This is a genomic window from Cellulophaga lytica DSM 7489 (assembly GCF_000190595.1).
Classification (GTDB): Bacteria; Bacteroidota; Bacteroidia; order Flavobacteriales; family Flavobacteriaceae; genus Cellulophaga; species Cellulophaga lytica.
On the sequence record NC_015167.1, the window covers coordinates 859,005 to 876,543 of the forward strand.

Consider the following 17,539-nt stretch of genomic DNA (forward strand, 5'->3'; position numbering starts at 1 on the left):
TATGACTCCGATTATAGTTTTTAGTGTAATTACAGGTTATTTTGGATTGTTAATGCTTATTAGCTACTTAACCTCCAGAAAATCTGACAATGACACTTTTTTTACAGGAAACAGAAAATCTCCTTGGTACCTAGTTGCCTATGGTATGGTTGGTGCTTCTTTATCTGGTGTTACTTTTATTTCTGTACCTGGTGAGGTGGCTAATACTGGCTGGACCTATTTACAATTTGTACTTGGTAATATTGTAGGTTACGTAATAATAGCATTTGTATTAATTCCTTTATTCTACAAACTAAACCTAATTTCAATTTACGAATATTTAAAAGACCGTTTTGGATTAAAATCTTATAGAACTGGAGCATCATTCTTTTTAATTTCTCAAACAATTGGCGCTTCTTTTAGGCTATTTTTAGCTGCTATTGTTTTACAAATTGCTTTTTTTGATTCCTTTGGTATTCCGTTTTGGGTAACCGTCTTAGTTACTATTTCCTTAATATGGTTGTACACTTTTAGAGGTGGAATAAAAACTATTGTATGGACAGATACTATACAGACAACTTTTTTACTTTTAGCTGTAACCATTAGCATTATTGTAATTCTTAGTCAACTAAACCTATCTTTTGATGATGCCATTAAATTAGTTACTACAAGTCCTAAATCTAAATTATTTGAGTGGGATTGGTTATCTGACCGTAATTTTTTTAAAACCTTTACTGCTGGTATATTTATTACCATTGCAATGAATGGTTTAGACCAAAATGTGATGCAAAAAAACCTAACATGCAAAAACGTAAAAGATGCTCAAAAAAACATCCTATGGTTTTCTATTACCTTTTTAATATCAACTCTTTTATTTTTAATTCTTGGTGTATTACTTTATCAATATGCATTAGCCAACAATATTCCAATTCCAGAACGTACAGATGATTTGTACCCATTACTTGCTTTAAACTATTTTGGGCTCCTTGTCGGAATTGTTTTTTTACTTGGGATAATTGCAGCTGCATTTTCTAGTGCAGACTCTGCCTTAACTGCATTAACCACTTCTTTTTGTATTGATATTTTAAACATCAGAAAAACAAAAACGGTGCAGAAAAAAACTAGACTTTACGTACACATAGGGTTTACAATGCTAATGTTTTTAGTAATTATTGTATTTAACTCTTTTAACGATGCTAGCGTTGTTAGTGCTGTTTTTAAGGTTGCAGGCTTTACCTATGGCCCAATTTTAGGTTTGTATTCTTTTGGTTTAATAACACGCAAAAAAGTAAAAGATAAACTTGTACCTTTAATTTGCATTATTGCCCCTATACTATCTATCATTTTAAATTACAATTCAGAAAAATGGTTTAACGGCTTTAAATTTGGCTTTGAGATTTTAATAGTAAATGCAATTTTAACTATGCTGGGCCTATGGCTAATAACTATAAAACCTAAAACTTCTTTGAACTAAACACCTATACAAATGAAAACAAAAATAGTAACCACTTTTTTACTTACCCTACTTTTAGGCATAGCCGTAAAAGGACAAGAAAAAGTTACCTCACCAGAGTTTTTAAAATATACAAATAGCAAATGGGTAGACTCTGTAATGAAAAGTTTAACTCCAAAGGAAAGAATTGGTCAACTAATGTTTGTTGCTGCCTACTCTAACAAGGGAATTGAACATGAGAAAGAAATTTTAGAAACAATACAAAAATGGAATATTGGAGGTTTGGTATTTTTTCAAGGAGATCCTGTTACTCAAGTTAAACAAATGAATAGCTACCAAAAACAAGCTAAAACTCCTTTACTAGGAGCTATTGATGCAGAATGGGGTTTGGGTATGCGTTTAGATAGCACAATTAGTTACCCTTATCAAATGGCTCTTGGCGCTATACAAAACAACAACTTAATTTACAAAATGGGTACTGAGGTTGCGAGGCAAATAAAAAATACCGGTTTACATTTAAATTTTGCTCCTGTTGCAGACGTTAACAATAATCCAGATAATCCTGTAATTAACTACCGCTCTTTTGGTGAAGATAAATACAAAGTGGCTCAAAAAAGTATTGCTTATATGCAAGGTATGCAAAATGCAGGCCTGTTAACTACAGCTAAACACTTTCCTGGACACGGAGATACTAATACTGACTCTCATTACAAATTACCACAAATTAACCACTCATTAGAACGCTTAAATAATTTAGAACTTTACCCTTTTAAAGAACTAATAAATGCAGGATTAAATGGTGTTATGGTTGCTCATTTAAATATTCCTGCACTAGATGCATCTGAAAAACCTTCTACTCTTTCTAAAGCAATAGTAACAGACTTATTACAAAACAAACTAGGTTTTAGTGGTTTAATTATTACCGATGCAATGCGTATGAAAGGTGTTACTAACAACAACAAACCTGGTATTGTAGATAAAGAAGCAGTACAAGCGGGTAATGATGTATTAGAACTTACACAAAATGTTGCTAAAGCAATTACAGAGATAGAAAATGCAGTTAAAAACAATAGTATTTTACAAGCCGATATTGACAATAGAGTTCGTAAAATATTAGCCGCAAAACAATGGGCCGGACTCCATAACTACAAACCCACTCCTAACAAAAATTTAGTACATAACTTAAATAATGCTAATGCTAAATTGTTAAAAAGACAATTGGTAGAAGCTTCTTTAACGGTACTTAAAAATGACGACGACGTAGTGCCATTACAAAAATTAGACACTTTAAATATTATGTCTATTTCTATTGGTGACTCTTTAACTACAAAGTTTCAAAAAACTTTAGGTTTATATGACAATGTAAAACATTTTAATATTGGCAATGATATCAACCCTGCTACAATAGACAAATTAAAAAAGGCTATTAACAACCATAATCTAATTTTGTTAGGTATACACGACTCTAGCGCTTTTCCAAAAAATAAAATTAGTTTTTCTAATACACTATTAAAGTTTATTGAAGGCTTACCCTTTAATAAAACAGTGGTTACTTACTTTAAAAATCCATATTCAATAGCCAAAATTAAAAATATAGAAAAAGCCAAGAGCTTAATACTAACCTACCAAGATAGTAAAACTACACAAGACATTGCTGCCCAACTTATATTTGGAGGAGCCTCTGCAAACGGCAAACTACCTGTTAGTATAGGATCAAAATTTAAAGCAGGAGCAGGATTAACAACAGCTAAAAAAATTAGATTTAAATACACATTACCAGAAGATGCTGGTTTAAACTCCAAAACATTAAACTCTGGGATAGACTCTTTAATACAACAAGCCATATCTAACAAAGCAATTCCTGGCGCACAAGTGCTTATTGCAAAAAATGGTAAAGTTGTTTTACACAAAGCTTACGGCACCCACACGTATAGTGACACAACTAAGGTTAAATTATCTAATTTATATGATATTGCCTCAGTTACCAAAATATCATCTGCCCTGCCTGCGCTAATGCATTTACAAGATGCTAACAAGTTTAGTACAGAAAAAACTATTGATGATTATTTACCTTATTTTAAAGGCTCTAACAAAGCAGGTATTCCTTTTAGAGAAATACTAACACACCAAGCTGGTTTTTCTCCTTGGATCCCGTATTGGCAAAACACTTTACGCAAAAACGGGAGTTACAAATGGCACACTATTAAAAGAGATTCATCTGCTCGTTTCCCTATAAAAATAACATCTAATATGTGGTTAAATCGCAACTACAAAAAGAAGGTTTTTAAAGCTATTAAAAAATCACCTGTAAGTGATGTAAAAAAATACAAATACTCTGGATTAGTCTTTTACTTGCTACCTACTATTGTTGAAGAAATAACAAGTACAAATTTTGTAGACTATATTAACGCTAATTTTTATGATAAATTAGGTGCCACAACACTAACATACAACCCAGAACAAAAATTTAGTCATAGCAAAATTATACCTACTGAAAATGATTTTTTGTTTAGGCACAGTACAATACACGGAACAGTACATGATGAAGGAGCCGCTATGATGGGAGGTATATCTGCAAACGCGGGCTTGTTTTCTAATGCAAACGACCTTGCAAAATTAATGCAAATGTATTTAGATATGGGAACTTATGGTAATGAAGAGTTTATTTCTAAAAACACATTAAAACAATATACTAGTGTACAATTTCCAGACAATAATAACCATAGAGGCATTGGGTTTGACAAACCATACTTAATTTACAAAGGGGAAAACAGTAACACTGCCAAAGACGCAAGTAAAGAAAGTTTTGGACATACTGGGTTTACCGGCACAATGGTATGGATGGACCCTAAAGAAAATGTATTGTTTGTTTTTTTATCTAACAGGGTAACTCCTACTAGAGAAAACAGAACACTTTACAAATTAAACACCAGAACTAAAATACAGCAAGTTATTTATGATGCTATTAAATAGCATTATCACTAAAACAAAAAAAGAGTGCCTAAAAGGCACTCTTTTTAACTAACCAACTAAATACTTAATATAGTAATTAATTTTCTTTATCTTCTTCAAACTCAGTTTCTGCAACACCAGTTTTTGCTGTGTTTAAGTCTCTAAACTGTAAGCTTGGTTTTTTCCGTCAAAATCAAAAACTAAAATCTCTTTAGACTGCATAAAGTCTAAACTTTTAAAGCTATTAAATTTATTATTTTGTAATTGTAATACTTTAAGGTTAACCAATTGTCCAAATTCTTGAGGTATATCTCCCATTAATTGGTTATTGGCAATTACCAACTCTTTTAACTCTACTAGATTACCCAACTCTCTTGGCACAAAACCAACTAAAGTGTTTTCAAAAAGTCCTAGGCTTTCTAACTTAGTTAAACTTCCTAACTCATCAGGAATTATACCTGTTAACTTATTGCTAGAAACATTTAACTCTTTCAATTTTTTTAATTTTCCTATGCTTTTAGGAATCTCGCCTTTTATTAGGTTATTAAATAAAATTAGATTTTCTAAATTGGCTAAGTCTCCCAGTTTAGTAGGTAACTCACCAGTTAACAAGTTCATTTCTAAATGAAGTGTTTTTAACTCCTTTAACTTAGTAATTGTTTCTGGTATTTCTCCGTTTATTTTATTAAACGCTAAATTTAAATCTTGTAAGTTTTTTAGCTTACATATTGTTTTTGGTAAAGTTCCATCTAAATTATTTCTAAACAAATTTATACCAACAACTTTATTATCTTCTACTTTAATTCCTTTCCAAGTAGAAACCGGTTTATTTAAATCCCACTTAGTTGTCCATTCACTACCATTTGTAGCGTTGTACAAATCTATTAACACCGCTTTCTCTTTTGAAGAAATTTGTGCTGTAACTGCCTGTAACGTAATGGCTACAAAAGCTATAATTGTGTAAGTAAAATTCTTTTTCATTTGTATACTAGTTTGCAAGTATTGTGATACAAATAGAAACTAATTATAGACAACTGGCAAAATTATTAGATGAAATACAGGCACTTAGCTCATTTTTGTTGTGAAATGCGCTTTTTTTGTGGTTTAGCAAATCTACTTACAAATACTTATTTTACTTACATATCTTCTAGACTAAGGGTTAAATCTTCCCAAGTAGCCATTAATTCTTTTAATTTTTTCTTTTTGGCTTCATATTTATCAAAAAAATCTGGCTCAGCAATGGTAGCTTCATACTCCAATAAAAGTTTTTCATCTATCTTTTTAATAGTACTTTCTAAGGTAGAAATTTCACTTTCTACATTACTAAGTTTATTTTTTAATGATTTTATTTTTTTCTGATCTTTATAATCTACTTTTTTATTCTCCTCTTTTTTTACTTCTTGCTTTACCTTGGTCTTTTTTTCTATAGCCCTAAAATTTTCTGCTTTACGTTGTTCTAAATAATAATCTATATCTCCTAAATACTCGCGTATTTTTTGATCTTTAAACTCGTATACTTTATTGGTTAAGCCTTGTAAAAAATCTCTATCATGAGATACAAGTATTAATGTGCCCTCAAAATTTTGCAGAGCTTGTTTTAAAACGTTTTTAGATTTTATATCTAAGTGGTTGGTAGGTTCATCCATTACCAAAACATTTAGCGGTTGCAACAGCATTTTAGCTAATGCTAAACGGTTACGCTCACCACCAGACAATACTCTTACATACTTATCTACATCATCTCCTCTAAATAAAAATGATCCTAAAATATCTCTAACTTTGCTTCGGTTGGTTTCATTAGCAGCATCAATCATAGTATCTAAAATGGTTTTGGTACCATCTAAATACTCTGCTTGGTTTTGCGCAAAATACCCTATTTGTACATTGTGTCCTAGTTTTAAATGGCCTGTATAATCTAACTCACCCACCATAATTTTAGCCAAAGTAGATTTACCTTGTCCGTTTTGTCCAACAAATGCAGTTTTACTATCGCGTTCTATTAATAAATCTATATTATTTAATACTTGCTTTTCTCCGTAGTTTTTAGATAAATTTTCAATCTCAGCAATAATTTTTCCAGGAGTTATAGATATCGGAAAACGTAAATTCATAACACTATTATCATCCTCATCTACCTCTATCCTATCAATCTTATCTAATTTTTTAATTAAAGATTGTGCCATAGTTGCCTTAGATGCTTTTGCTCTAAATTTCTCTATCAGCTTTTCTGTTTGCTGTATTTGCTTTTCTTGATTTTTTTGCGCACTTAATTGTTGTGTTTTAAGCTCATTACGCTGAATTAGGTATTCTGAATAAGGTTTATTGTAATCGTATATTCTACCTAAAGATATTTCTATGGTTCTGTTGGTAACATTATCTAAAAACATTTTATCATGCGATACAATTACCACTGCACCAGAATATCCTTTTAAAAATTGCTCTAACCAAATAATAGATTCTATATCTAAGTGGTTGGTAGGCTCATCTAACAACAATACATCATTGGTTTGTAATAGTAATTTAGCCAACTCTATACGCATACGCCAACCACCAGAAAATGTTTCGGTTTTTTTATCAAAATCTTCTCTACTAAAACCTAAACCCTGTAACACTTTTTCTGTTTCTCCTTGGTAGTTATAACCTCCAAGAATTTCATAATGATGCGTAATATCATTTAAGTCTATTATAAGCTGACTATAACTTTCGCTTTCATAATCTGTACGTTCTGCTAGCTGATGATTTATTTCATCTAACTTTAACTCTAATGCTTTTATTTCTTCAAACGCCTGGTAAGACTCTTCTAAAACAGATCTGCCTTCTACAAAATCTATATCTTGTTTTAAAAAACCAATTTTTACATCTTTATCTGCGGCTATTGTACCACTATCTATTGGCATTTCTTTAGAAAGTAGTTTTAACAGTGTAGATTTACCTGCTCCATTTTTTCCTATTAACCCAACACGGTTTCCAGGATTTAGTCTAAAAGAAATTTCTTCGAATAAAAATTCTCCTCCAAAAGAGACAGATAAATTGTGAATATTAAGCATAAATTGTGACTAATGTTACAGATGAAAATTATAGAATATAGTATTTTTGTAAAAACTTTTTGCAAATGTTAAAAAAAGGAAACAAACTTGGCAGTATTTTAACAGGAACTTGTCCTAAATGTCATTCTGAGAGTATGTATAAGGATAAAAACCCTTACCATTTATCAAATGTTTACGATATGCACGAGCGCTGTTCTCATTGTGGTACCAAATATCAAATGGAACCTTCTTTTTTTTATGGTGCAATGTATGTTAGTTATGGCGTTGGTATTGCCTTTGCTGTTGCTGCATTTTTTATTTCATATTTGTTTATTAAAACAAGTCTGCTAGTAAGTTTTATTTGTATTGTTGCTACGTTAATTGGTTTTATGCCTATAATTATGAGACTTTCTCGTAATATATGGATTAATATGTTTATGCATTACGATAAAAACGCAGTTGCTAACTTTAAGAAACAGAAGTAAGATACCTTTTTACAAAACGTTTACAGTCTATTTCTGCTGCAAGTGGCTTATTATTTTCTATAAAATTGTACAACTGCTGTGCTGCATATGGCCCAGCCATTACTCCTCTAGAGCCAAAACCGTTTAACACAAATATGTTTTTATGTTTGGGGTGCTCACCTACAAGTGGTTTACGGTCTGCTACCGTGGGTCTTACGCCTGCTTTGTGGTCTACCACCTCATAATTACATTTTAAAAATGTATGAAGCTTAGTTAACAACTCTTCTTTAGCTGCTTGTGAAGTATTGTTAGTTTTATCATCTCTGTTATATGTAGCTCCAATTCTGTATAAATTATTACCCATTGGAATAATAAAAACCGATGACTTTATAACTCTTTCTTCCTTTAAATCTGGTGCTTTTATAGTTAAAAGCTCGCCTTTGGTTCCATTTAAAGGCAAATAATTAAAATATGGATTGTTTTTTAGCCCAAAACCAGTTGCAAAAATTATTTTTTCTGCTTTTATGCCTTTGTAGTTTATACAATCATCTTCAATTGTTAGTGCATTAAAATTAAAAGTTTCTTGCAGCAAAGCATTTTTAGAAATAAGGTAATTTTTATAGGTAGATAAAAGCTCTTTAGTATCTATTCTACCTGTGTGTAAAACCTCTCCGTAGCCAAAATTAGCATCTATATTAGCATTTTTATTTTGAATAATTTTAGGCGACAAAAAATAACTAAGACTAGGTTTATCCATAGCCTCAAACCACATATTTTGTTCTTCTACAGATGCAAACCTACGTAGCACTGGTATTTTATAGTCTAACTGTACTTGTAATTTTTTTTCTAGTGTTTTATAAAATAGCAAAGCAATATCTAATTGGTGTTTTGCATTCCAAGCTAACGTAAAGCGTTTTAAAATTACAGGATTATACAACCCGCCAGCAACTACAGAAGATGTCTGTGAACTATCTGCAATTACCTTAAACGTTTTATTGTTTTGCTCTAGTGTCTCACAAAAAGATATACCTGCCAAACCAAGACCTACAATTACATAATTTACCATACTACAAAAGTAGATAAAGTAGCTTAATTTAAAGCATAAAAAAACTCCCTAGGATAAATATCCTAAGGAGTTTGCTTATTTTATTTGAATTGGAATTCTAAAGCAATTTTTTTAATAGCTCCACATATCTTGTTCTCTGTCTCTAATAACCTCTTTAATTCTTTTGGCTTCTAGTAACTGGAACAATGCGTTGTCTGAAATGTAATCTTTAATTTTACGATCTCCGTGTACATTTTCTTCTTTGTAAATTGTTGCATGAAACCTTCTAGAGTTTAGCAACATATCAAAAGAAATTGGACTTGCAGAATTACGCTGGTTAAAGACTTTTGCTTTATGTAATATTTCTCTGGCATCTGGGTACCAAACCCAAAATAAAGGAATTTTATTACCATCTATATCTACAGATTCATCATCTATAAAGTTAACATCTGGTGCAACTGGTGCAATACCTAATAAACGATATTTTAACTCACCTTGTCTTTTATCAAAATACCACATTCCTTTAATTAGGTATTCTTCTAAATCTGCTGCTACAAGATCTCTTTTATTAATGTATTCTTCAGATACTTCTTCACCAGCATTGTACTGGTCATAACCGTAATCTGTTGTATCTACTTTTTGCATAGAAGCTTTTAAATCTTCTAACTTTCTTTTTTCTGTAAAGTAAGAATCTGCATAAACTTCTAATTCTCCGCTTTTAATAGCTTTCATTAAAACGTGGTATAAAGACCTTCTGTTTTTTCCTATATCAATTGTATCTATAGGGTAGTATAACGGAAAGTTTACACGCTCATCTAAATCTATAACTTCCCATACAGTTGTAGACCATAAAACATCTCTGTCGTCTACGTAACCATACTTTAAAGGTCCGTCATTATCTTTTTTAATTTGTGCCTCAGTTTTTACACCTATTTCTTCTGGCTTTTTTGCATTCAATACGTTTGATTGCGCCATAGCAGATATTGAAGACACTGCTAAAAATCCTACTACTAAAATGTTTTTCCAATTCATCATTTAAATAATTTTGTTTTGAAGCTATAAGTAAGTTGCCATTTTACAATAGCAACTTACCGTTTAGTTTCATTTATTCTAGTTTGTAATTTCTACAAGTACACTAGAAACTTTCTTTAATCTGTAACTCTTGTTATTTGTAATATAAGCTTGGATATTAAATATCTGAACCATATCACCTCTTTTTGCTCTTTTTAATGCAGACTTAGCTCTACTGTCTAATTTTCTACCATTAACTCTTATTGTTGGTTGTCCTGGAACTTTAAAGCTAAAGCCGCTTACACCAATATTTAAATCAAAATCAAAATCTTCTAATATTGCACCTATTGTAGAAACTTCTAAGTTTTTACGAGGCATTTTAACGCTACCAGTTTCTCCTCTAATAGAACCTGTTGGACTTGGTATATCTTTAATTCTAAATTCTGAAGAAGAACTAACTGGTTTGCCATCTGGTAATGTACCAGAAGCTTTAATTGTTACTGTTCTACCAGAACCAGGAGTCATAACATACTTGCTACCACTTACAGGCTTTAAACCAGGAGCAGAAGCTCTTACTTTATTGTTTGGTATACCAGGTATAGAAATTGTCATTGGGTTAGCAACACCACGGTAAACAACGTTCATTTTATCTGCTGCAATTAATGCTGCACTTGGCTTAGATATAGTTGCAAAAGAATTTTTAACTTCTACTGGAACTTCTTCACCATCTTGCTTAAAGAAAAGTGTACCTGCTACTTCGTGATCTCCTGGGTTACCAGCACCAATTAACATTTTAACACCTCCAGCTTCTAGCTGATAATCTGTACCTTCTTTTAATTTTCTACCATCTAATGTTAACTCTGCTCTTACTGGAGTAGATGTATCATCAGTTTTGCTAATTATAATTTTACCATCATACTTTTCACCTGCATAAAATGCTGATTTAGATCCAAAAAGTGATGTTTTAAATTTCTTTAAAGAAACTTGGTCTGTTAAATTACCTTCTAACATTGCTTTTAAAGCGTCTTCTTCAGTTGCTTTAATATCAGACTGTAAAGCTGTAATTTTAGTTAAAGAAGCTATTAAAGGAAAACCTTCATAGTGATAGTTAATCCAATCTTGCTTGGTTTTATCTTTCTTCTCTACTTTACCATTAGCGTCACCAGTTTCAAATCTAGCTTTTACAGATCCTTTAATTTTATCTGGCACAAGGCTAGATACTTGCTCACGGTAGTCTTTAATTCTTTTCATGAACTCTTTACCACCTGGAGCTAAATTTTCTCCGCTAAAGAATTTTTGATCTAAATAATCAGACTTATCCATAACTTGGTAATCTGTAGGATCCTCAACGTTCTTAGTCATCTCTTTCTTAAGACCTTCTAAATAGTCATAATACTCTTGAGATATTGCTTGTACTTTTTGTGCTTTTTTGTAATCCTCAGCATATTTTGCTGCGTTTTCTTCAGCCTTTGTTCCAAGACCTTCTAAAAAAGCTACGTTGTTTTCTGTTGTTTTTTTGTTAGAAGCTTCCATCTTTACATTCATTAAGCCGAATGCAGCTAGAACTTCTTTACTCATATTTAACGCCAGCATACAAATGAACACTAAGTACATTAAGTTTACCATTCTCTGACGTGGTGACTGTTTTCCTCCTGCCATGTTTTCTACTAATTTTAGTTAATAATTGATTTGGGGTTAAGTATTAACTAATTAGTTTTTACTCATTGCTGATAACATACCACCGTATACTCCGTTTAAAGAAGATAAGTTAGTAGCTAAAGATTCCATTTGATCTTTTAATGCTGAAGAGTTTTGTACTACTTCTTCATTAATTGAAGCTTGTCTGCTAGCACTCTCTAATTGTACTTTGTATAAGCTGTTTAATGATTCCATCTGCGTAGCAGCCTGTACCATTTCTTCAGAATACTTTCTAGTAGATTCCATTGCGTCTACAGTAGGAGCAATTCCTTTAGCAGCACCTTCAAAGTTTTTAATGCTGTTACCAAGGCTTCCCATTAATTCTGCATCAACACCAGCTTCTTTTAACATATCATCTAATTTTTTAGATAAAGATGCTTCTGTTTCTTTAACTTCTAAAGCTTCGTTTTTCTTTTTAGCTGATCCTTCACCACCTGCTAACTCTGGGTATACTAAAGACCAATCTAACTCGTCTTCTATTGGCTCAAATGCACTAATGGCAAAAATAAGTGCCTCTGTAATAAGACCAATTGCTAATAATACACCACCGTTTAATGGACCTAACTCCCAGTGAAGAATTTTAAACAATGCTCCAATAATTACTACAGATGCTCCAAGGCCATAGGCCATATTAAATAATTTCTTTGTTGATTTTGATTGTGCCATAATTTCTAATTTTAATTTGGGTTTATTAATTATAAGTATTTAAGGTTAAATTTATTCGGTTTTTTAGTCGGTAGAATCTTCTTCTCCCATATAATCTTGTACAGTTCTAAAGCCAATATAACTACGGGCAGAATCTCTGTATTCATAATCTCTTGTAGATACTTGTAAGAAGTAAGCAACATCTTTCCAAGAACCACCACGTATTACTCTTCTTGCGTTTCCACTATCTCCTCCGTTAGGATTCATTGTAGATACAAAATCATAAGTACTTGGGTCGTAGCTAGAGCTTGTCCATTCAGACACGTTACCAGCCATATTATACAAGTTAAAGTCGTTAGGCTCATAAGATTTAGCCTCTACTGTATATAATGCTGCATCTGCAGCGTAATCTCCTCTTTGTGGCTTAAAGTTTGCCATATAGCAACCTGTGTCACTAATAACATAAGGACCACCCCATGGGTACATACCACCTTCAATACCGCCTCTTGCAGCGTACTCCCACTCTGCTTCTGTAGGCAATCTAAATTTGTTTACTGGTTGTTTACCTCTACTTTTTTGGTCGTCGTTCTTTAATTTTGTTCTCCAGTTACAAAAAGCTGTTGCTTGATCCCAAGTAACACCAACTACAGGGTACTCACTATAAGCATCATGCCAAAAATAATCGTTATGCATTGGCTCGTTATAAGAGTATTCAAAATCTTTAATCCAAACTGTTGTATCTGGGTATATTGGTAACTCTGTCTGCTTAATAAAATCTTTTCTGCTTCCAGTTTTAGATCTTGCAGCTGCGTCAATATCCATCCAACTATACTTGTATATAAGTTGTGTTACATCTATAGTACGTTGGCCGTTGTATGCTTCTTCTTCAGGTATGTATAATTTATCCATTACCTCTACATAGTACTCATCTGGAAATTCAGACGTGTCCCAAATAAGTTTTTCATCCTTATTTAAAGCTCTACCTTCATATCCTAATGGGCCACCACCTCCGTAGTTGTCCATCATATACTTATCATACTCAGACATTTTAGTTGTATCTGCATCTTTAAATGCATAATCTCCAATACCACCATCTTCTGGGCCTAAGCCTAACTCGTCTGCCAGTATTGCCAATTTTGTTCTTGTGATAGAATCTTTAACCCATTCTACAAACTGACGATACTCACTATTTGTTATTTCAGTATCATCCATATAAAAAGAAGTTACTGTAACAGTTTTAGTTGGCGCATTTAAAACCTGCGCTTGGTCTTCTTCTGTTTTACCCATGATAAAAGATCCTCTTGGGATCAATTCCATACCATAAGGTTTCTCCGGATACCATTTTTTTCCTTGGGCTCCTACCAATTCTCCTTTTGTTCCTGACTTACCACAACTGCCAAGTAAAAGAACAAATCCCATGGACATTAACAATAGTTTCTTCATAATTATAGGTTAAATTTCGATTTAAGATATTTAGTTCTTAAACATATATATTCAATCATTAAAACAGCGTTTTAAACGAAATATTGTATTAAGACACGTTATTTTGTTATTTTTTTAATTGAGGCCTTTTTTAAATGCCTTAAACCACCTTTCTGGAATGTTTTGGTTGGTAGCCTCAACATAATCCGCCTTGGTGCAGGGTAATAACGCAGGCATTTCGTTTTTATTATATGAATTTAAAATTGATGGCACTTCTACCCACCATCTTTCTGTTAAATTACTTTTATAAAAAACTAGTTCCTCTAAGTCTGACGGAACTATATACTTTGTAAATGCTTCTTTATTTAAATAAGGTAGTTCTTGTACTCTAAAGTTGTATCCTTCTATAAAGTACCATATTATTTGGGCTACTAACTGAAATGATTGGTTTGAGTTTTCGCTTTCAAAAACGCCAAACACTGCTAATTTTTCACTTATACCTGCATACCTTGCAATGGCACAAATTTCTCTTCCTGTAAATCCGTTTGGAGAAAAATTATTTAACATTCCCATTTCGCTTGCGCGCACAGCTCGTGCATCTAAACTAACAATATGTGCATTTCGTAGAATTGGCTCTACCAAGGTAATATCTGATGTTACCTCTCCTAAACGATAAGCATCAAAAAAAAGACGCTCCATTAAGTCTATTTCTTCTTGAGAGTTAAAATAGCTTTGATAGCCAATATTTGAAAAATTAAATAAATTATTGGGCTTATCTGTAATAATTTTACTCATATAGGAATGAGAGGAAATAAGCTCTTCATGATCTCCAAAATCAAACCTACTATCTACATTTACTAGGTTAATCATATTTCGGAGTCCGTCAAAAGCTCTGTAACAAGGGTATGTTAGGTCTTGTGTAGGACCAATTACTATTGGCACTATATTTTCTTCTATTAAGCCAGCTATTACTTCTTTTACTACAAAATATGTGTCACTAACTTTTTCGCCTGGCTCTACATCTCCTAAATCTATAATGGTAGAGTTCCAATTACCTACCATTAGTTTGTATAGCTCTAGCCTAACTCCAGATAAATCTAAAGGTTCTGCTTTTTTTTCAAAAGCATTTCTGGCTTCGTTTACACCAATTATAGCTATAGATGCCATTGCCAAAACTGGCAATCCTTCTTTTTTTGTGTGTTTATATATTTTTTTTCCTAATGCTTGCGACGGTAATAGCTCACAATGAGCTATTACTTTATCTGCCACTGGAGTCAAAAAATCGAACGCCATATATTTTTACTTCTTAGTCTTTGGTTTTGCTTTTGCCTTAGGTTTTGCTTTTGCTTTGGTTTTTTTCTTTGGGGTTTTCTTTTCTATCATTGCTTTAGCTTCTTCTAAAGTAATTTTAGTAGCGTCTACTGTTTTAGCCAATTCTACTTTTATTTTACCTTTAAGAACATTGTGTCTACCCCACCTTGCTTTTTCTATACGTATACCTTCTTCTGGCCATTCTTGTATTAGCTTATCTATTTCTTTTTGCTTTTTAGCTTCAATAAGTTCTACAATATCTTCATAAGAAAGTGTATCAAAATCGTATTTTTTATTTACGTTAATAAACATTCCGTTCCACTTTATAAACGGACCAAAACGCCCTACACCTTTAGTAACCTGCATATCTTCATAAGAAGCTATTGGTGCATCTGCCTTTTGTTTTTCTTTAATTAACTCTATTGCTCTTTCTTTGGTAATATCTAAAGCACTTTCTCCTTTTTCCATAGAGATAAACTTTTTACCAAATTTTACATAAGGACCAAACCTACCAACGTTTGCAGATACTTCTTCACCTTCATACGTACCTAAATCTTTTGGAAGTTTAAAAAGCTCCATTGCCTCATCAAAAGTAATAGTACCTAAGGAGTGCTCTGGTAATAAACTTGCAAATTGTGGTTTCTCTTCTTCTTCTGCTGTACCTATTTGCACCATTGGCCCAAACCTACCTAAACGTACAGAAACTTGCCTGCCTGTTTTTGGGTCTGTACCTAAAATACGTTCTCCACTTGCTCTATCTGCATTTTGCTCTACATCTTCAACCTTAGGATGAAAATCTTTGTAGAAGTCTTTCATTACTTTACCCCAGTCTTCATCTCCTGTTGCAATTTCATCAAAATCTTCTTCTACTTTAGCTGTAAAATTATAATCTAAAATTGTTTCAAAATGATTTACCAAAAAGTCGGTTACAATCATCCCTATATCTGTAGGTACCATTTTACCTTTATCAGAACCAACTGTTTCTGTTAAGTTCTTTTCTTCTACATTATTGGCCTCTAACACCAATTGTGTATACTTACGCTCTACACCTTCTATAGTTCCTTTTTCTACATAACCTCTGTTTTGTATTGTAGAAATTGTTGGCGCGTAGGTAGATGGTCTTCCTATTCCTAATTCTTCTAGTTTTTTAACTAAAGATGCTTCTGTAAACCTGTACGGAGCTCTAGAAAAACGTTCTGTTGCTGTAATGTAGTTGTTAAGTAATGCTTCCCCAACCTTCATTGCTGGTAACATTCCTTCTTGCTCCTCTGTTTCTTCATCATCATGACCTTCCAAATATACCTTTAAAAAACCATCAAACTTAATAACCTCTCCGTTAGCTGTAAATTCTTCTTTATGTTTGTCTGCTTTTATTTTTACATTGGTACGCTCTAATTGTGCATCACTCATTTGCGAAGCTAAAGTACGTTTCCAAATAAGCTCATAAAGTCTTGCTTGGTCTCTTTCTAATGAAGGAGATTGCCTTTTCATATCTGTTGGTCTAACCGCCTCATGCGCTTCTTGTGCACCTTTGGTTTTACCTACATAATTACGTACCTCACTATATTCCTTACCGTAGTTTTGTATTATTGCTTCTTTAGCTGCATCTAAAGCTTCTTTAGACAAGTTTACACTATCTGTTCTCATATAGGTTATTAAACCTGCCTCATATAAACGTTGTGCAACTTGCATTGTTCTTCCCACAGAAAAATACAATTTACGTGCAGCCTCTTGTTGTAAGGTTGATGTTGTAAATGGCGCTGCAGGAGATTTTTTAGCTGGTTTTTTATCTAAGTTAGCTATAGAAAAATTAGCACCAATATTTTTATTTAAAAAATCTTGAGCTGCCTTTTTACTAGAAAATGTTTTATTAATTTTTGCAGAAAAACTACTGCCAGATTCTGTTTTAAACTCTGCAACTACTTTAAATGAAGCCTCTGGCGTAAAAGCTTCTATTGCTCTTTCTCTTTCTACTATTAACCTCACCGCTACAGACTGCACACGACCTGCAGAAAGTCCTGGTTTAATTTTTTTCCAAAGCACCGGAGATAATTCATAACCAACCAACCTATCTAAAACCCTACGAGCTTGTTGTGCATTTACCAAGTTATAATTAATTTCTCTTGGGTTTTCAATTGCTTTTTGTATTGCAGATTTTGTAATAGAGTTAAAAACAATTCTTCTTGTTTTGCTTTTATCTAATTTTAATTCTTCTGCCAAATGCCATGAAATAGCTTCTCCCTCACGATCCTCATCACTTGCAAGCCATATAACTTCTGCCTTGTTTGCTAAATCTCTAAGTTTTTTTACAAGTTTTTTCTTTTCGCTATCTACTACGTACTTAGGGGTAAAATCGTTTTCTACGTCTACTCCTAACTCTTTAGATGGCAAATCTGCTATGTGTCCAAAGCTAGACTCTACCTTGTAATCTTTTCCTAAAAATTTCTCTATTGTTTTTGCTTTTGCAGGTGACTCTACAATTACTAAATTCTTCGCCATTTTTTGGTTTTTGGTTGTACAAAAGTATAGCAAT

The 17,539-nt window shown here is 32.6% G+C and carries 12 protein-coding genes; 3 read left to right on the forward strand and 9 right to left on the reverse strand.

Annotated elements, in window-relative coordinates; all coding sequences use genetic code 11:
* Position 1 precedes the first annotated feature (1 nt).
* Complete coding sequence (locus CELLY_RS03780) at positions 2-1,453, forward strand: sodium:solute symporter (protein WP_013620330.1); 1,452 nt, start codon at positions 2-4, stop codon at positions 1,451-1,453.
* Between the two features lie 12 nt (positions 1,454-1,465).
* Positions 1,466-4,405, forward strand: a complete 2,940-nt coding sequence (locus CELLY_RS03785) for a serine hydrolase domain-containing protein (RefSeq protein WP_013620331.1) — start codon at positions 1,466-1,468, stop codon at positions 4,403-4,405.
* A 132-nt stretch (positions 4,406-4,537) separates the two neighbouring features.
* Here CELLY_RS03785 and CELLY_RS03790 read toward each other — a convergent pair whose 3' ends face one another.
* Together CELLY_RS03790 and CELLY_RS03795 are read right to left on the reverse strand one after the other, a co-directional pair.
* Positions 4,538-5,365: a leucine-rich repeat domain-containing protein gene (locus tag CELLY_RS03790; protein ID WP_013620332.1), complete on the reverse strand. Its 828-nt coding sequence runs from the start codon at positions 5,363-5,365 to the stop codon at positions 4,538-4,540.
* A gap of 155 nt (positions 5,366-5,520) precedes the next feature.
* A complete protein-coding gene (locus CELLY_RS03795; RefSeq protein ID WP_013620333.1) occupies positions 5,521-7,431 on the reverse strand; it encodes an ABC-F family ATP-binding cassette domain-containing protein in 1,911 nt (636 codons plus the stop codon).
* Between the two features lie 65 nt (positions 7,432-7,496).
* Here CELLY_RS03795 and CELLY_RS03800 point away from each other — a divergent pair, with 65 nt between their 5' ends.
* The gene (locus CELLY_RS03800; protein ID WP_013620334.1) at positions 7,497-7,895 is read left to right on the forward strand and encodes a DUF983 domain-containing protein; all 399 of its coding nucleotides are present in this window, start codon (positions 7,497-7,499) and stop codon (positions 7,893-7,895) included.
* Here the strand turns inward: CELLY_RS03800 and CELLY_RS03805 are convergent.
* The 7 genes from CELLY_RS03805 to topA form a co-directional block, all read right to left on the reverse strand.
* The gene (locus CELLY_RS03805; RefSeq protein WP_013620335.1) at positions 7,879-8,940 is read right to left on the reverse strand and encodes an NAD(P)/FAD-dependent oxidoreductase; all 1,062 of its coding nucleotides are present in this window, start codon (positions 8,938-8,940) and stop codon (positions 7,879-7,881) included. The genes CELLY_RS03800 and CELLY_RS03805 overlap by 17 nt on opposite strands.
* A 111-nt stretch (positions 8,941-9,051) precedes the next feature.
* Complete coding sequence (porN, locus tag CELLY_RS03810) at positions 9,052-9,951, reverse strand: type IX secretion system ring subunit PorN/GldN (RefSeq protein ID WP_034646186.1); 900 nt, start codon at positions 9,949-9,951, stop codon at positions 9,052-9,054.
* A gap of 78 nt (positions 9,952-10,029) precedes the next feature.
* The gene (porM, locus tag CELLY_RS03815) at positions 10,030-11,589 is read right to left on the reverse strand and encodes a type IX secretion system motor protein PorM/GldM (protein WP_013620337.1); all 1,560 of its coding nucleotides are present in this window, start codon (positions 11,587-11,589) and stop codon (positions 10,030-10,032) included.
* Between the two features lie 51 nt (positions 11,590-11,640).
* Entirely contained in the window at positions 11,641-12,294 is a 654-nt protein-coding gene (porL, locus tag CELLY_RS03820) for a type IX secretion system motor protein PorL/GldL (RefSeq protein ID WP_013620338.1), read from the reverse strand.
* A gap of 63 nt (positions 12,295-12,357) precedes the next feature.
* Positions 12,358-13,716 (reverse strand): T9SS ring complex lipoprotein PorK/GldK, encoded by a 1,359-nt coding sequence (gene porK / locus CELLY_RS03825; RefSeq protein ID WP_038504899.1) that lies wholly within the window; start codon positions 13,714-13,716, stop codon positions 12,358-12,360.
* A 114-nt stretch (positions 13,717-13,830) separates the two neighbouring features.
* The gene (locus tag CELLY_RS03830) at positions 13,831-14,988 is read right to left on the reverse strand and encodes a formimidoylglutamase (protein WP_013620340.1); all 1,158 of its coding nucleotides are present in this window, start codon (positions 14,986-14,988) and stop codon (positions 13,831-13,833) included.
* 6 nt (positions 14,989-14,994) lie between these two features.
* Positions 14,995-17,505, reverse strand: coding sequence for a type I DNA topoisomerase (topA, locus tag CELLY_RS03835; RefSeq protein ID WP_013620341.1), 2,511 nt, complete (start codon positions 17,503-17,505; stop codon positions 14,995-14,997).
* Between the last annotated feature and the right edge of the window lie 34 nt (positions 17,506-17,539).